At 43.7% G+C, this 14,535-nt stretch carries 11 protein-coding genes, 3 tRNA genes and 3 rRNA genes; 7 read left to right on the top strand and 10 right to left on the bottom strand.

The features are described from left to right. Positions 1-50: 50 nt before the first annotated feature. From tsaA to metN, 5 genes are all read right to left on the bottom strand, one after another. Complete coding sequence (gene tsaA / locus ACE2AL_RS15585) at positions 51-770, bottom strand: tRNA (N6-threonylcarbamoyladenosine(37)-N6)-methyltransferase TrmO (protein ID WP_206083771.1); 720 nt, start codon at positions 768-770, stop codon at positions 51-53. A gap of 7 nt (positions 771-777) precedes the next feature. Continuing rightward, a complete protein-coding gene (gene rcsF, locus ACE2AL_RS15580) occupies positions 778-1,182 on the bottom strand; it encodes an Rcs stress response system protein RcsF (RefSeq protein ID WP_206083772.1) in 405 nt (134 codons plus the stop codon). A 125-nt stretch (positions 1,183-1,307) separates the two neighbouring features. Beyond that, positions 1,308-2,129, bottom strand: coding sequence for a MetQ/NlpA family lipoprotein (locus tag ACE2AL_RS15575; protein ID WP_206083773.1), 822 nt, complete (start codon positions 2,127-2,129; stop codon positions 1,308-1,310). 60 nt (positions 2,130-2,189) lie between these two features. Beyond that, positions 2,190-2,843: a methionine ABC transporter permease MetI gene (gene metI, locus ACE2AL_RS15570; RefSeq protein WP_206083774.1), complete on the bottom strand. Its 654-nt coding sequence runs from the start codon at positions 2,841-2,843 to the stop codon at positions 2,190-2,192. Further along, the gene (gene metN / locus ACE2AL_RS15565; RefSeq protein ID WP_206083775.1) at positions 2,836-3,867 is read right to left on the bottom strand and encodes a methionine ABC transporter ATP-binding protein MetN; all 1,032 of its coding nucleotides are present in this window, start codon (positions 3,865-3,867) and stop codon (positions 2,836-2,838) included. Before metN ends, metI begins: the two co-directional genes overlap by 8 nt. Before the next feature lie 170 nt (positions 3,868-4,037). Between metN and gmhB the strand changes: the two genes are divergently transcribed. The 7 genes from gmhB (at position 4,038) to ACE2AL_RS15530 (ending at position 10,560) form a co-directional block, all read left to right on the top strand. Further along, positions 4,038-4,616 (top strand): D-glycero-beta-D-manno-heptose 1,7-bisphosphate 7-phosphatase, encoded by a 579-nt coding sequence (gene gmhB, locus ACE2AL_RS15560; protein ID WP_375083666.1) that lies wholly within the window; start codon positions 4,038-4,040, stop codon positions 4,614-4,616. Positions 4,617-5,033: 417 nt separating this feature from the next. Beyond that, positions 5,034-6,573: ribosomal RNA gene (locus ACE2AL_RS15555) — 16S ribosomal RNA — on the top strand. Positions 6,574-6,638: 65 nt separating this feature from the next. Beyond that, positions 6,639-6,715, top strand: a tRNA-Ile gene (locus ACE2AL_RS15550). A 140-nt stretch (positions 6,716-6,855) separates the two neighbouring features. Next, a tRNA-Ala gene (locus ACE2AL_RS15545) sits at positions 6,856-6,931 on the top strand. 328 nt (positions 6,932-7,259) lie between these two features. Next, a 23S ribosomal RNA gene (locus ACE2AL_RS15540) occupies positions 7,260-10,166 on the top strand. Between the two features lie 142 nt (positions 10,167-10,308). Next, positions 10,309-10,424, top strand: a 5S ribosomal RNA gene (rrf, locus tag ACE2AL_RS15535). The 16S, 23S and 5S rRNA genes sit together here with 3 tRNA genes alongside, the layout of an rRNA operon. A 59-nt stretch (positions 10,425-10,483) precedes the next feature. Further along, positions 10,484-10,560: transfer RNA gene (locus ACE2AL_RS15530), tRNA-Asp, on the top strand. A 607-nt stretch (positions 10,561-11,167) separates the two neighbouring features. Here ACE2AL_RS15530 and ACE2AL_RS15525 read toward each other — a convergent pair. The 5 genes from ACE2AL_RS15525 to pssA form a co-directional block, all read right to left on the bottom strand. After that, positions 11,168-11,878 (bottom strand): helix-turn-helix transcriptional regulator, encoded by a 711-nt coding sequence (locus ACE2AL_RS15525; protein WP_272574306.1) that lies wholly within the window; start codon positions 11,876-11,878, stop codon positions 11,168-11,170. Beyond that, complete coding sequence (locus tag ACE2AL_RS15520; protein WP_206085235.1) at positions 11,859-12,263, bottom strand: amino acid-binding protein; 405 nt, start codon at positions 12,261-12,263, stop codon at positions 11,859-11,861. The genes ACE2AL_RS15525 and ACE2AL_RS15520 overlap by 20 nt, the downstream gene beginning before the upstream one ends. Then, a complete protein-coding gene (locus tag ACE2AL_RS15515) occupies positions 12,256-12,579 on the bottom strand; it encodes an antibiotic biosynthesis monooxygenase (RefSeq protein WP_206085236.1) in 324 nt (107 codons plus the stop codon). Before ACE2AL_RS15515 ends, ACE2AL_RS15520 begins: the two co-directional genes overlap by 8 nt. A gap of 109 nt (positions 12,580-12,688) precedes the next feature. After that, positions 12,689-13,033 carry a YfiM family lipoprotein gene (locus ACE2AL_RS15510; RefSeq protein WP_272539834.1) on the bottom strand — a complete coding sequence of 115 codons (345 nt, stop codon included), beginning with the start codon at positions 13,031-13,033 and terminating at the stop codon, positions 12,689-12,691. A 54-nt stretch (positions 13,034-13,087) separates the two neighbouring features. Next, positions 13,088-14,443 carry a CDP-diacylglycerol--serine O-phosphatidyltransferase gene (gene pssA / locus ACE2AL_RS15505; protein WP_272539835.1) on the bottom strand — a complete coding sequence of 452 codons (1,356 nt, stop codon included), beginning with the start codon at positions 14,441-14,443 and terminating at the stop codon, positions 13,088-13,090. Positions 14,444-14,535: the final 92 nt, after the last annotated feature.

Below are 14,535 nucleotides of genomic sequence, written 5' to 3'. Positions count from 1 at the left end.
AAAGTATATAGAGAGCTAGTCTACCAGTGACTGAGACTCGCCAAAAGGGGTTAACACGTTTTTTCATAGGGTTCGATAGCGAATACTTCAGTCACACCATTAAATACTCGCCAACGAATATTAAAATCTAATAAATGAACCGCATAGTCACGAATTTCAGTAGATTGTTTTTTATACGCAGGGCGAGGGTCTTGCATCAAAATTTGTTCAATAAATTGTTTTAGCGCAGGGTATTGGTGTTGATAAGACACTAATTGATTTTCAACGGCTGGCGTGAATATAACCTGCATATTATCTGAAGGTGCAGCCTGTGCATATCCCGCGGTAGCCTCTGGTATTGCCTCAGCAAAAGGTAAATAAGGCTTTATATCAATCACAGGAGTACCATCAACCAAATCCAGGCTACCAAGCTCGAGTATAGCTTGGTTGTTTTTTATAGAAACCCCTTTTAATTCAACAAGGGACATACCAATTGGATTTGGTCTAAATGTTGAACGAGTTGCAAACACACCCATTTTATCATTACCACCGAGACGAGGTGGACGAACTAATGGTTTCCAGCCGCCTTTCATTGTTTGATGAAAAACAAAAATTACCCAGATATGACTAAACTGCATTAAGCCACGAACGGTATTCGCATCATTGAAAGGGGGATGGAGGTGTAGACGTCCTACACCACCTGGAACAAGCCCAGGTTGGCGCGGGATGGCAAACTTTTCTTTATATGGTGATTCGATATGACCAATAGTATCAAATTGAAAAGATTGCATATGACGGTTATTCAACAATTTTTAATGCGCTACCTTCACAAATCGTTGCTTGATAACAACCAGGAGCGGTCATTGTCTGGCATTGGTGCAAAAGGACGGCATCAGCAGCGATAAAAGCAGCTTGTGATAACATACTGTTTTTCGCTGTATTTAGATTTGCAGGGGGGCTTTGAACGCTTTCTCTGCAAGACTCGCCAGAAACAATACCTAAATCTTTGAAAGGCATCCCTAGGAGTTCTTCAGGGCTATTCATTAATTTAACATTTGCTGTTTCTGGTTCTTCAGTCACACTCGGCACAGGCTTAGACAATTTCATACTCGTGAAACCTTTGTTTGCCCCTGGACTCGTGTATTGGTTAATCCCACACCCAGCTAACGTAAACGCTACTAAGGTGAGCAATAACAGTCTCATAAGTTATTACCTTTCTTATATGATTCAATAAAATATCGTTATTTTTATAGTCTATAAATTGCAAAAAATACCAGATGGCACGGAGCCATCTGGTATTTTAATCGTTTTTTTAATAATAAAAAAGATTACCAGCCTTTAACTGCACCACCATCAAAGACTTCGTTAGCTTTGTTAGCAACTTCATCTGATTGATAAGCTTGGATAAATTTCTTTACATTTTCGTTATCTTTATTGTCTTCACGGGCAACAATAATATTCACATACGGAGAATCTTTATCTTCAACAAATAAACCATCTTTTGCTGGCGTCAGTTTAGGTGTAGCGCTGCTTGCCCAAGTGGTGTTGATGATAGCTAAAGCAATTTTTTGGTCGTCAAGTGCGCGTGGTAACTGTGGCGCTTCTAGTTCAACAAATTTCAGATTTTTTGGATTCTCAACAACATCCAGAACAGTAGGCATTAAGCCTGTGCCATCTTTTAGTTTAATTAAACCTTGTTGTTGCAGTAGCAGTAAAGAACGACCTAAGTTTGTTGGGTCATTCGGTAATGCGATTTGTGAGCCATCAGCTAATTCATCAACAGATTTGATTTTTTTAGAATAAGCAGCAATTGGGTAAATAAAAGTATTGCCAACTGGCACTAACTTATAATTACGATCTTTAATTTGTTGATCAAGGTATGGCTTGTGTTGAAAGGCGTTTAAATCGATATCGCCTTTGCTTAATGCTTCGTTTGGCAATACGAAATCATTAAATGAAACTAGCTCAACATCTAAACCGTATTTTTCTTTAGCAACTTTCTGTGCGACTTCAGCAACTTCTAACTCTTTGCCCATGATCACACCAACTTTAATGCTGTTAGCATCTTTTTCTTTTTCGCCACAACCCGCTAAAACGAGTGTGCCTAATAGCGCGCCGACAACTGCGATAGATTTTAACTTAATAGACATTGGTAGTACCCCTTTCATACTGACTTTATAAGCACCCTAATGGCGCCGCTATTTTACTGACTATCGATGTGAAACTTTTTTCATTAAGTACTCGCCACCAAACTGGATTGCGTTTACTAAAATGACAAGAAGAACAATCACGGTATTCATCACAACAGGGTTATAGGTTTGATAACCATACTGCAGCGCGATTTGACCCAAACCACCCGCTCCCACTGCGCCGCCCATTGCTGAATAACCGACTAACATAATTAAGGTAATGGTTGCAGCATTGATCAGGCTTGGCATTGCTTCAGGGATCAATATTTTACGAATGATCTGAAGAGGCGTTGCCCCCATGGCACGTGCTGATTCAATCAAACCACTTGGAATTTCTAATAGCGCATTCTCTACCATACGTGCAATAAATGGCGCAGCACCAATGGTTAAAGGGACGATCGCGGCTTTTAAACCAATGGTTGTACCCACTAAAAATGACGTTAATGGAATAATCCAAACGAGTAAAATAATAAATGGTACTGAACGGAAAATATTAATTATAACGGCAAGTGCACGATATAAACCGACATTTTCCATCACTTGGTCTTTACGCGTAATATAAAGTAAAACACCTAATGGTAAGCCTAAAACAAAGCCTAAAAAGCCAGAAACAAAGGTCATTGTGATAGTGTCGATGGTGCCGTTAATCAGCAAATAAATCATTCTCTCAGACATAACCCAAAACCTCTACTTTCACGTGGTGCTCTTTCAAAAATTCAATTGTGGACTCAACACCACCATTAATGCCATGCAGCTCAGCTAGCATCACACCAAATTTTACGCCGCCTGCGTAATCAATCTGAGAGCTTAAAATATTAATATCAATATCAAACTTACGTACTGCCATCGAAATTAGCGGCGCATCAACGGATTGACCTGTAAATTCTAATTTCACTAATGGCGATAAATCTTTACCTGCCTCTGTACTCATACGCTCTTTATAGTCATCTGGAATATCAATAATTAATGTTGACTGAATAAAAGCCTGTGCAACAGGTGTTTTCGGGTGAGAGAACACTTCGCTCACTTTATCTTGTTCAATTAATTGACCACCACTAATCACTGCGACTTGGTCACAAATACGTTTTACGACATCCATTTCGTGAGTGATTAATAAGATGGTTAACCCTAAACGACGGTTAATGTCTTTTAATAGTTCTAAAATGGAACGCGTTGTTGCAGGGTCTAATGCGCTAGTCGCTTCGTCACACAATAAAACTTTGGGTGAATTAGCTAAAGCACGCGCGATTGCAACACGTTGTTTTTGCCCACCCGATAAATTAGCAGGGTAAGCATCTTTCTTTTCACTTAAACCGACTAACTCTAATAGCTCATCAACACGTTCTTTAATTTTTTCTTTGGGCGTATTGTCGAGTTCCAGTGGCAGTGCCACGTTATCAAAAACAGTGCGCGAAGATAATAAGTTAAAATGTTGGAAAATCATGCCAATACCGCGGCGTGCTCTCGTCAACGCTTTTTCTGTCATTAATGTTAAATCTTGCCCATCAACAACAACTTGGCCTGACGTTGGGCGCTCTAGCATGTTTACGCAACGAATTAACGTACTTTTACCTGCGCCTGAAGCACCAATAACGCCATATATCTGACCAGCAGGTACATGCAAGCTAATATCAGTCAGCGCTTGAATGCTACGGCTTCCTTGCTGGAAAACTTTATTTATATTTGAGAGCTTTATCATTTATGTTTTCTAACTTTTATCTGAATTGTTCTTTAGATAGTGTATCTAATATGGTTGGATGTTAAGGCGTCTAGACGTCTAAGTCAACAAAGATTGTGCGATTTATTCTATTCTCATTTCATTTCTTTTCGTGAGATACTAAAAAGATATTTGGTTTGAGGAGTAAACAGGTGAGTAACGGGATACCAGCAGTCTTTTTAGACAGAGACGGAACAATTAATATCGATCATGGCTATGTACATAAAATAGATGACTTCGAATTTATTGAAGGCGCTATTGAAGCCATGTTGGAATTAAAAAAAATGGGTTATGCATTAGTGGTTGTCACAAATCAATCGGGTATTGGTCGTGGCATTTATACCGAAGACCAGTTTATGCAATTAACCGAATGGATGGACTGGTCACTTGCAGATCGTGGTGTTGACCTAGACGGCATTTATTTCTGCCCACATCACGCTGAGTCAGATGTTGAAGAGTATCAGCAAGACTGCAATTGCCGTAAACCAAAACCTGGCATGCTATTAGATGCTCAGTCTTTCTTAAATATAGATATGGCAGCTTCTATAATGGTCGGTGATAAACTCGCAGATATTTTAGCAGGTAAAGCAGCAAACGTTGGGGCGACAGTGTTAGTTAAAAGTGGCGAACCTGTGACAGAAGAAGCAATGAATAGTGCCGATTTCGTGATTAATAGCATTGCAGACCTGCCAGCAACGCTAAAAAGAATCAAAAATAGTCATTTTGGGTGATAAGCGAGCAGTCAGAAAAAAGTTTTAAAAAAACACTTGCCAGATTTTTCTGACTCCCTATAATGCGCATCCACTGACCGGGAACAAGACAACGCAAAGCGCGGTGAACACTGAAACGGCAGCGAGAGATTCTGAAAAGAAAAAGCAAAAAATTGCTTGACTCTCACGGAGGAAAACGTATTATACGCCTCCTCGCAGCAACGACCCAGAAGGTCAATTTCACGACGAAATGCTGCAACGCTCTTTAACAATTTATCAGACAATCTGTGTGGGCACTCACAGGACACTATCAAAAAAATATTTGATTTTAAGTCTTGAAGAGTGACTAACACGTTAATTCATATATATGAACTAATAGGTAATATGTTTTCGTAAGAAGACATACGACAGTAAACATTCTTTGAGCATCAAGCTTTTTAATTGAAGAGTTTGATCATGGCTCAGATTGAACGCTGGCGGCAGGCCTAACACATGCAAGTCGAGCGGTAACAGGGGAAGCTTGCTTCCCGCTGACGAGCGGCGGACGGGTGAGTAATGTATGGGGATCTGCCCGATAGAGGGGGATAACTACTGGAAACGGTAGCTAATACCGCATAATCTCTAAGGAGCAAAGCAGGGGAACTTCGGTCCTTGCGCTATCGGATGAACCCATATGGGATTAGCTAGTAGGTGAGGTAATGGCTCACCTAGGCGACGATCCCTAGCTGGTCTGAGAGGATGATCAGCCACACTGGGACTGAGACACGGCCCAGACTCCTACGGGAGGCAGCAGTGGGGAATATTGCACAATGGGCGCAAGCCTGATGCAGCCATGCCGCGTGTATGAAGAAGGCCCTAGGGTTGTAAAGTACTTTCAGTCGGGAGGAAGGCGTTGATGCTAATATCATCAACGATTGACGTTACCGACAGAAGAAGCACCGGCTAACTCCGTGCCAGCAGCCGCGGTAATACGGAGGGTGCAAGCGTTAATCGGAATTACTGGGCGTAAAGCGCACGCAGGCGGTTGATTAAGTTAGATGTGAAATCCCCGGGCTTAACCTGGGAATGGCATCTAAGACTGGTCAGCTAGAGTCTTGTAGAGGGGGGTAGAATTCCATGTGTAGCGGTGAAATGCGTAGAGATGTGGAGGAATACCGGTGGCGAAGGCGGCCCCCTGGACAAAGACTGACGCTCAGGTGCGAAAGCGTGGGGAGCAAACAGGATTAGATACCCTGGTAGTCCACGCTGTAAACGATGTCGATTTGAAGGTTGTTCCCTTGAGGAGTGGCTTTCGGAGCTAACGCGTTAAATCGACCGCCTGGGGAGTACGGCCGCAAGGTTAAAACTCAAATGAATTGACGGGGGCCCGCACAAGCGGTGGAGCATGTGGTTTAATTCGATGCAACGCGAAGAACCTTACCTACTCTTGACATCCAGAGAACTTAGCAGAGATGCTTTGGTGCCTTCGGGAACTCTGAGACAGGTGCTGCATGGCTGTCGTCAGCTCGTGTTGTGAAATGTTGGGTTAAGTCCCGCAACGAGCGCAACCCTTATCCTTTGTTGCCAGCGATTCGGTCGGGAACTCAAAGGAGACTGCCGGTGATAAACCGGAGGAAGGTGGGGATGACGTCAAGTCATCATGGCCCTTACGAGTAGGGCTACACACGTGCTACAATGGCGTATACAAAGAGAAGCGACCTCGCGAGAGCAAGCGGAACTCATAAAGTACGTCGTAGTCCGGATTGGAGTCTGCAACTCGACTCCATGAAGTCGGAATCGCTAGTAATCGTAGATCAGAATGCTACGGTGAATACGTTCCCGGGCCTTGTACACACCGCCCGTCACACCATGGGAGTGGGTTGCAAAAGAAGTAGGTAGCTTAACCTTCGGGAGGGCGCTTACCACTTTGTGATTCATGACTGGGGTGAAGTCGTAACAAGGTAACCGTAGGGGAACCTGCGGTTGGATCACCTCCTTACCATTGAAGTGTTTTTGTGAAGTGCTCACACAGATTGTCTGATGAAATTAAAGTGCGGTATCGATAGGCTTGTAGCTCAGGTGGTTAGAGCGCACCCCTGATAAGGGTGAGGTCGGTGGTTCAAGTCCACTCAGGCCTACCACTTTTCTCTTATGCTGCGTTATGGTTCAGCTTGTTTACCCAAAAGTAAACGTCGCTAATCCACGCCTTGCCTAAGAAAAAAGACCTCCGAGTAAGAAAGAATCTTATCAGGAGATTAATCGATACTAAAAAAACCTTTATGGGGCTATAGCTCAGCTGGGAGAGCGCCTGCCTTGCACGCAGGAGGTCAGCGGTTCGATCCCGCTTAGCTCCACCATAAATTTTTCTGATTATTCAGAATAGATTAGTCAAATAGTCTATTGCGAATAATTATGCTCTTTAACAATCTGGAACAAGCTGAAAATTGAAAACAACGCACATTGTTTATCGCTTAAACAATGTGAGAGTCTCTCAAAATTTCAGACCTGAAATTTTCGGTCACTAACTCGAGCGGCATGCGCGAGCAGTGTGAAATTCAAGGCGGACAGCGCACAGCCAGCGCAGCGTACATAGGTACGTGAGCATGGCGAGCACTGCCCAACGAAGAAGTTCACCACGCACAGCCATGACAGTAAAGTGAACGTTGAAACAATTTCGGGTTGTGAGGTTAAGCGACTAAGCGTACACGGTGGATGCCTAGGCAATCAGAGGCGATGAAGGACGTGCTAATCTGCGAAAAGCGTCGGTAAGGTGATATGAACCGTTATAACCGACGATATCCGAATGGGGAAACCCAGTGCAATTCGTTGCACTATCGTTTGATGAATACATAGTCAAACGAGGCGAACCGAGGGAACTGAAACATCTCAGTACCTCGAGGAAAAGAAATCAACCGAGATTCCCCTAGTAGCGGCGAGCGAACGGGGAGCAGCCCAGAGTCTTAATCAGCATTAGCATCAGGAGAACAGTCTGGAAAGGCTGGCAGTAAAGGGTGATAGCCCCGTATCCGAAGGTGTTAGTGTTGTGAACTCGACGAGTAGGGCGGGACACGTGTTATCCTGTCTGAATATGGGGGGACCATCCTCCAAGGCTAAATACTCCTGATTGACCGATAGTGAACCAGTACCGTGAGGGAAAGGCGAAAAGAACCCCGGCGAGGGGAGTGAAATAGAACCTGAAACCGTGTACGTACAAGCAGTGGGAGCACCCTTTAGGGTGTGACTGCGTACCTTTTGTATAATGGGTCAGCGACTTATATTCTGTAGCAAGGTTAACCGTATAGGGGAGCCGTAGGGAAACCGAGTCTTAACTGGGCGAATGAGTTGCAGGGTATAGACCCGAAACCCGGTGATCTAGCCATGGGCAGGTTGAAGGTTGGGTAACACTAACTGGAGGACCGAACCGACTAATGTTGAAAAATTAGCGGATGACTTGTGGCTGGGGGTGAAAGGCCAATCAAACCGGGAGATAGCTGGTTCTCCCCGAAAGCTATTTAGGTAGCGCCTCGTGAACTCATCTTCGGGGGTAGAGCACTGTTTCGACTAGGGGGTCATCCCGACTTACCAACTCGATGCAAACTACGAATACCGAAGAATGTTATCACGGGAGACACACGGCGGGTGCTAACGTTCGTCGTGAAGAGGGAAACAACCCAGACCGCCAGCTAAGGTCCCAAAGTCATAGTTAAGTGGGAAACGAAGTGGGAAGGCTCAGACAGCCAGGATGTTGGCTTAGAAGCAGCCATCATTTAAAGAAAGCGTAATAGCTCACTGGTCGAGTCGGCCTGCGCGGAAGATGTAACGGGGCTAAACTATGCACCGAAGCTGCGGCAGCGACATTTAGATGTTGTTGGGTAGGGGAGCGTTCTGTAAGCCTGTGAAGGTGTACTGTGAGGTATGCTGGAGGTATCAGAAGTGCGAATGCTGACATAAGTAACGATAATGCGGGTGAAAAACCCGCACGCCGGAAGACCAAGGGTTCCTGTCCAACGTTAATCGGGGCAGGGTGAGTCGACCCCTAAGGCGAGGCAGAAATGCGTAGTCGATGGGAAACGGGTTAATATTCCCGTACTGGTGATAATTGCGATGGGGGGACGGAGAAGGTTAGGCTGGCCGGGCGACGGTTGTCCCGGTTTAAGGATGTAGGCAGGTGAATTAGGCAAATCCGGTTCACTATATGCTGAGGTCTGATGACGAGTCACTACGGTGGCGAAGTAGCTCATACCCCGCTTCCAGGAAAAGCCTCTAAGCTCTAGATTATCATTAATCGTACCCCAAACCGACACAGGTGGTCAGGTAGAGAATACTCAGGCGCTTGAGAGAACTCGGGTGAAGGAACTAGGCAAAATGGTGCCGTAACTTCGGGAGAAGGCACGCTGGCATTAGGTGAAGTGGTTTACCCATGGAGCTGAAGCCAGTCGCAGATACCAGCTGGCTGCAACTGTTTATTAAAAACACAGCACTGTGCAAACACGAAAGTGGACGTATACGGTGTGACGCCTGCCCGGTGCTGGAAGGTTAATTGATGGGGTTATCCGTAAGGAGAAGCTCTTGATCGAAGCCCCAGTAAACGGCGGCCGTAACTATAACGGTCCTAAGGTAGCGAAATTCCTTGTCGGGTAAGTTCCGACCTGCACGAATGGCGTAATGATGGCCAGGCTGTCTCCACCCGAGACTCAGTGAAATTGAACTCGCTGTGAAGATGCAGTGTACCCGCGGCAAGACGGAAAGACCCCGTGAACCTTTACTATAGCTTGACACTGAACATTGAGCCTTGATGTGTAGGATAGGTGGGAGGCTTTGAAGCGTGGACGCCAGTCTGCGTGGAGCCAACCTTGAAATACCACCCTTTAATGTTTGATGTTCTAACGTTGCCCCGTTATCCGGGGTGCGGACAGTGTCTGGTGGGTAGTTTGACTGGGGCGGTCTCCTCCCAAAGAGTAACGGAGGAGCACGAAGGTTGGCTAAGCATGGTCGGACATCATGCGGTTAGTGCAAAGGCATAAGCCAGCTTGACTGCGAGAGTGACGGCTCGAGCAGGTACGAAAGTAGGTCTTAGTGATCCGGTGGTTCTGAATGGAAGGGCCATCGCTCAACGGATAAAAGGTACTCCGGGGATAACAGGCTGATACCGCCCAAGAGTTCATATCGACGGCGGTGTTTGGCACCTCGATGTCGGCTCATCACATCCTGGGGCTGAAGTAGGTCCCAAGGGTACGGCTGTTCGCCGTTTAAAGTGGTACGCGAGCTGGGTTTAGAACGTCGTGAGACAGTTCGGTCCCTATCTGCCGTGGGCGTTGGAAGATTGAAAGGGGCTGCTCCTAGTACGAGAGGACCGGAGTGGACGCACCACTGGTGTTCGGGTTGTCATGCCAATGGCATTGCCCGGTAGCTAAGTGCGGAAAAGATAACCGCTGAAAGCATCTAAGCGGGAAACTTGCCTTGAGATGAGTCTTCCCTGACCCTTTAAGGGTCCTAAAGGAACGTTTAAGACTAAGACGTTGATAGGTTGGGTGTGTAAGCGTAGCGATACGTTGAGCTAACCAATACTAATGAACCGTGAGGCTTAACCTGACAACACCGAAGGTGTTTTAGAGAGACGAGATAGTTTTCGAATATGCGTGAGAAGCCGAAAGGTGACGGACACAGCAGCTTGTTCAAGATTGATGTTCTGGTTTAGCGAAGAAAAGCGCTGAACGGGAACGAACCGAATTTGTCTGGCGGCAATAGCGCGGTGGTCCCACCTGACCCCATGCCGAACTCAGCAGTGAAACGCCGTAGCGCCGATGGTAGTGTGGGGTCTCCCCATGTGAGAGTAGGGAACTGCCAGACATTAATTAAAAGTTTATTGCTCAATAGCAGTAAGCTGCCGAAAGGCAAAAAGAATAAGTGGAGCGGTAGTTCAGTTGGTTAGAATACCTGCCTGTCACGCAGGGGGTCGCGGGTTCGAGTCCCGTCCGTTCCGCCACTTATCGAAACCCCGTGATGAAAATCACGGGGTTTTTGTTTTATATGTTTATTTAAAAATCCTATCTTAAATAGCTTTATATTAGTAATTCCATAATCTTTATCGAACTGTTTCACGATTAAATAAACTGGTCATAAAAATATTCGCTATTAATTTAAAGTAGTGAAAATAGTTCGTGCATTTAATTATGTTAGCGATTTATACCGATCTTTCTAGACCGCCGCAGTTATCGCTATAGTGAATGTAACGACAAGGTATAAAGTAGTGAGTAACAACTCACATCGTTATGGAAACAGTGGGATGACACCAGAGGACAAGGTGTTATAACTAAGCTATTAATTCAGTGAGTGTAATTTCAGATATAAAATACGCGAGTAGCAGCTTGGGACTTTATTTTTTTGGATGACAGTGGGAACGGCTTACTGAATACCGTTTGTTAAGTTTATCATTTAAATGAATACAGTTGAGGAGTACAAAGTAGTGAGCAACGCATAGAATTATGGAAGTATACCCACATCGCATAAGACTGCGAATAATCACTCACCACTTGGTGTATTAGAACAATATAGCGAAACGTAAAAGTTATATACGTCTCTAGTGATGAAGTTTATACGATATCAATGCCAAAAATGCGTTTTAGAGCTTTTTTGCCACTTGTCGTAAACGTAACCTCACGGTAGCCTGCTGTTTTTACTATCCATTCGTTTTGCTCAAAAGCGTGTAATAATGCAGCACCTGCGCTTCCACCTAAGTGCATACGTCTTTCACTCCAATCTAGGCAAGCACACGCCATTTTGCGTTTAGTGTGCATTGGAATATTGATATTGAGGTTGTGAAATTGCTCAATACCAATCATTGATAATTTATTTTCTTTAGATGTAAACCAGCCATTTTTATCCATAAAATCATAAATCTGAACTGCTATTTCCCCCGCTAAGTGGTCATAGCAAGTACGCGCTTTTCTTAAATGAATAGGGGTCGAGATTGGAGCCTGATATTCTAGCTTCATCGAAACCCCCATTAATATTTCCAGCAATTCAGCAATGTCCGATCCTGCAAGCCGGTAATAACGGTGTCTGCCTTGAGACAAACAACTAATTAAGTGGTTATTCAAAAGTTTCGTTAGGTGAGCACTGGTTGTTGAAGGTGCAATGTTTGCTGCAGCGCTTAACTCTGTCGCTGTCCAAGCTCTACCATCCATTAAAGCGCAGAGAATGCTGACCCTTGACGAGTCAGCAATAGCGGAGGCAACTTTTGAAATGGATTTTTCTAAATGCTCATTTTCATCAATGGGTTGGTTAATTTTGTTTTTTATCATTAGGGATATCCCATTTTTTAGTTACTTCTGAGGCTAATTCATTGTTGTCAGTTATAAGTATTAGCCTGTTATGATGATCACTATATTGAATTAGGATATTAATTTGGTGGTTTGCTAGGCACTGTGCTATGTCACCAAGCTCCCCTGGCCGTTCTTGCTTTAGCTTACGAATTACAGGCTGTGAAATGCTTTCTACTTGTATGCCAGCTTTAGCTAGTGCCTTTTTAGCTTCTTCAGGCTGTGTGATTAAAAAATGCGCATGGCTTTTTCCTTCGACAGAAAATACCCCGCCACCTTCTAAACCAACACCATGTTGGCCTAAAGTTGTCGCGAGTAATGCTAATGTACCCACTTGGTTTTCAATAATGACATGAATATCATACATTGTAGTTATCCTCTTTATCGAAGGAATAATCCCTTATGGTCTGTGAAACTCGAATGCGATAATGAGAAAAAACGGATTTTTTCCCTTCATTTTGCGCACTTTGGTGCATAAAATGACGTTTCCATTCCATCACAGCGGCTTCATTTTCCCACCAAGACAGCGATAAAATTTTTCCTTCAGTGGTGATACTTTGAAAACGCTCAACCGAAATAAAACCTTCAATGTTTACTAGTTCAGATTTTAATTCAGCAGCAAGTTCAAAATAACGCGTTTTTTGCTCAGGGATTGGAATAGCTTCAAAGATCACCGCAATCATAGAATTCTCCTTAATGTAGAAAGCGTAAATATAAACTTTTCATTAATTAATACTTCGATGATGGACGAAGTATTAATAGCAATAGAGGGGATGATATTGAGAATAAGGATTACTTAAGAGATTGGTATAAAGTATAACCAGCGACGGATCCTGCTACATCATAGGCAAAGTCGTGCCAGCTCCAACCCGTTCCTTCGGGGCGGCTATCATAGAGTTCTTTCGCAGCACCAAGTGAAATAGAAAATAACAGACCAAATTGAGCGGCATGACGATGTGACATATTTTGTCTGTCTGCATAAGCATTACCTGCCGCAGCCATCGCCGCGGAGAATGCAAAATGCTGCGCTTTGTCTTTACCTTTCCAGTTATCATTAGACCAATGGAAACCACTGCATGCTGTTGTTGATAACATTAGCGAGCAAATGATTAATGTTCTTATGATACTAGGGATCATTACCAGTCACCTAAATTGAAAAGCGCCACTTTAAAGTGACGCTTTGTTGAAAATTTATAAAATACGACTGATGAGCCGATCTACACGTATGCGTCGTAGCCTACGAATTAGCTTCTTCACTTTAACAGGGTAGGTTTGAATGCTATCTAATTCCCTGTAGTGATTAACGACTTTTGTATGAGTGCGGATACATTCTAATTCATGATGGCGTTGATCTTGAAGTTGTTGCTTAGGATCGTGAATTAAGACTGCATTTTCCAGATCTAAGCCCCATGCTCGCGGATTTAAGTTATTACCCGTAATCAATTGCCATTGATTATCGACCCACATACCTTTTAAATGATAAGTATTGTCACCGTCTTTCCAAAGCCTTACTGTCAGCTGTTTGCTATCAATAAAGCGCTGTAAGCGACTAACAAAGCGGCGTAAGTTGATTTCATATAGATAAGGAAGTGCCCCAATAATTTTGAAAGGCTCTTCAGGTGGAATATAGAAATCGTTAGCCGTTTTATCGCCAATAATAATTTCTACATGTTTACCATCACGTAGTAATCGGCTGATGATCCGTACTAATACAGCAGGAAGGTTAAAATACGGCGTACAAATAGTTAGCTTATCGCTGGTTGAGCCCATTAGGTGGGTGATCACTCGGTTGAGATCGTTTTTCTTACCTAAGCCAACAAAAGGTGTTACGGATAATTCATCATTTGATGCATTACCGACAAATTGGTAAGAAGACCCGCGCAGCCCTAAGCGGAATTGTTTTATTAGGTGCTTAAATTCAGCGGTTTTAGGGCGCGTTTCTGTATTTAGACGATGAATGGCATCAGCGGGTAATAAAGAGTCATCAATAAATTTTCGCATTGATGCGGTTAGCTGACTGTTTTTAATAAGGTGATATCGGTCATAACGATATTTTTCATGTCGTTGTAAATACACATCATTGATACTTGCACCGCTATACAATAGGGTATCATCAAAAAGAAAGCCTTTTAGATGTAAGACACCTAAAGCTTCCCGAGTATTGACTGGAATACCATAGATAGGGATGTCGACATTTGGATAATGTTGTGAGACATCGTAATACCAATCTGCATTGGTGGAATTTGCGGTTGCACCAATGCGCCCTCGTTGAGCCCGATGCCAATCGACGAGAATCTTGATATCTAATGATGTATTAGCTTGTTTTGCCGCATACAGCGCATGAAGAATGTCTTTACCTGCGTCATCTTTCTCTAAATACAAAGCCGTAATGTAGATAGTATTTTCAGCGAGAGAAATTTGTTTAAGCAGTTCATCACGAAAATCTTCTGTCTTATATAGCGTTTTGACATCATCAACATCTTGAGAGAGTTTAGGTAAACTTACCAAATATTGTTGATGCTTTGCTTGTTTTAATTTTGACAACATCACAGTGTGAATTTTCTCTTATTAGTCCAATAGCAAATCGCTTTGCGCACATTTTTAAGCGAATGATCTAGGGATGATAGCATATTTAGTCA

Origin of the sequence: Providencia xihuensis (assembly GCF_041953405.1) — a bacterium.
Classification (GTDB): domain Bacteria; phylum Pseudomonadota; class Gammaproteobacteria; order Enterobacterales; family Enterobacteriaceae; genus Providencia; species Providencia vermicola.
The sequence above is the reverse complement of the archived record's forward strand: the minus strand, read 5'-3'. Positions and strand labels throughout refer to the sequence as shown.

Coding starts and splice junctions, on each gene's coding strand:
- ACE2AL_RS15520 (WP_206085235.1), bottom strand. CDS start 12,263: ATGTATGATATTCATGTCATTATTGAAAACCAAGTGGGTACATTAGCA.
- rcsF (WP_206083772.1), bottom strand. CDS start 1,182: ATGAGACTGTTATTGCTCACCTTAGTAGCGTTTACGTTAGCTGGGTGT.
- metN (WP_206083775.1), bottom strand. CDS start 3,867: ATGATAAAGCTCTCAAATATAAATAAAGTTTTCCAGCAAGGAAGCCGT.
- metI (WP_206083774.1), bottom strand. CDS start 2,843: ATGTCTGAGAGAATGATTTATTTGCTGATTAACGGCACCATCGACACT.
- ACE2AL_RS15510 (WP_272539834.1), bottom strand. CDS start 13,033: ATGATCCCTAGTATCATAAGAACATTAATCATTTGCTCGCTAATGTTA.
- ACE2AL_RS15525 (WP_272574306.1), bottom strand. CDS start 11,878: ATGATAAAAAACAAAATTAACCAACCCATTGATGAAAATGAGCATTTA.
- ACE2AL_RS15575 (WP_206083773.1), bottom strand. CDS start 2,129: ATGTCTATTAAGTTAAAATCTATCGCAGTTGTCGGCGCGCTATTAGGC.
- ACE2AL_RS15515 (WP_206085236.1), bottom strand. CDS start 12,579: ATGATTGCGGTGATCTTTGAAGCTATTCCAATCCCTGAGCAAAAAACG.
- tsaA (WP_206083771.1), bottom strand. CDS start 770: ATGCAATCTTTTCAATTTGATACTATTGGTCATATCGAATCACCATAT.
- pssA (WP_272539835.1), bottom strand. CDS start 14,443: ATGTTGTCAAAATTAAAACAAGCAAAGCATCAACAATATTTGGTAAGT.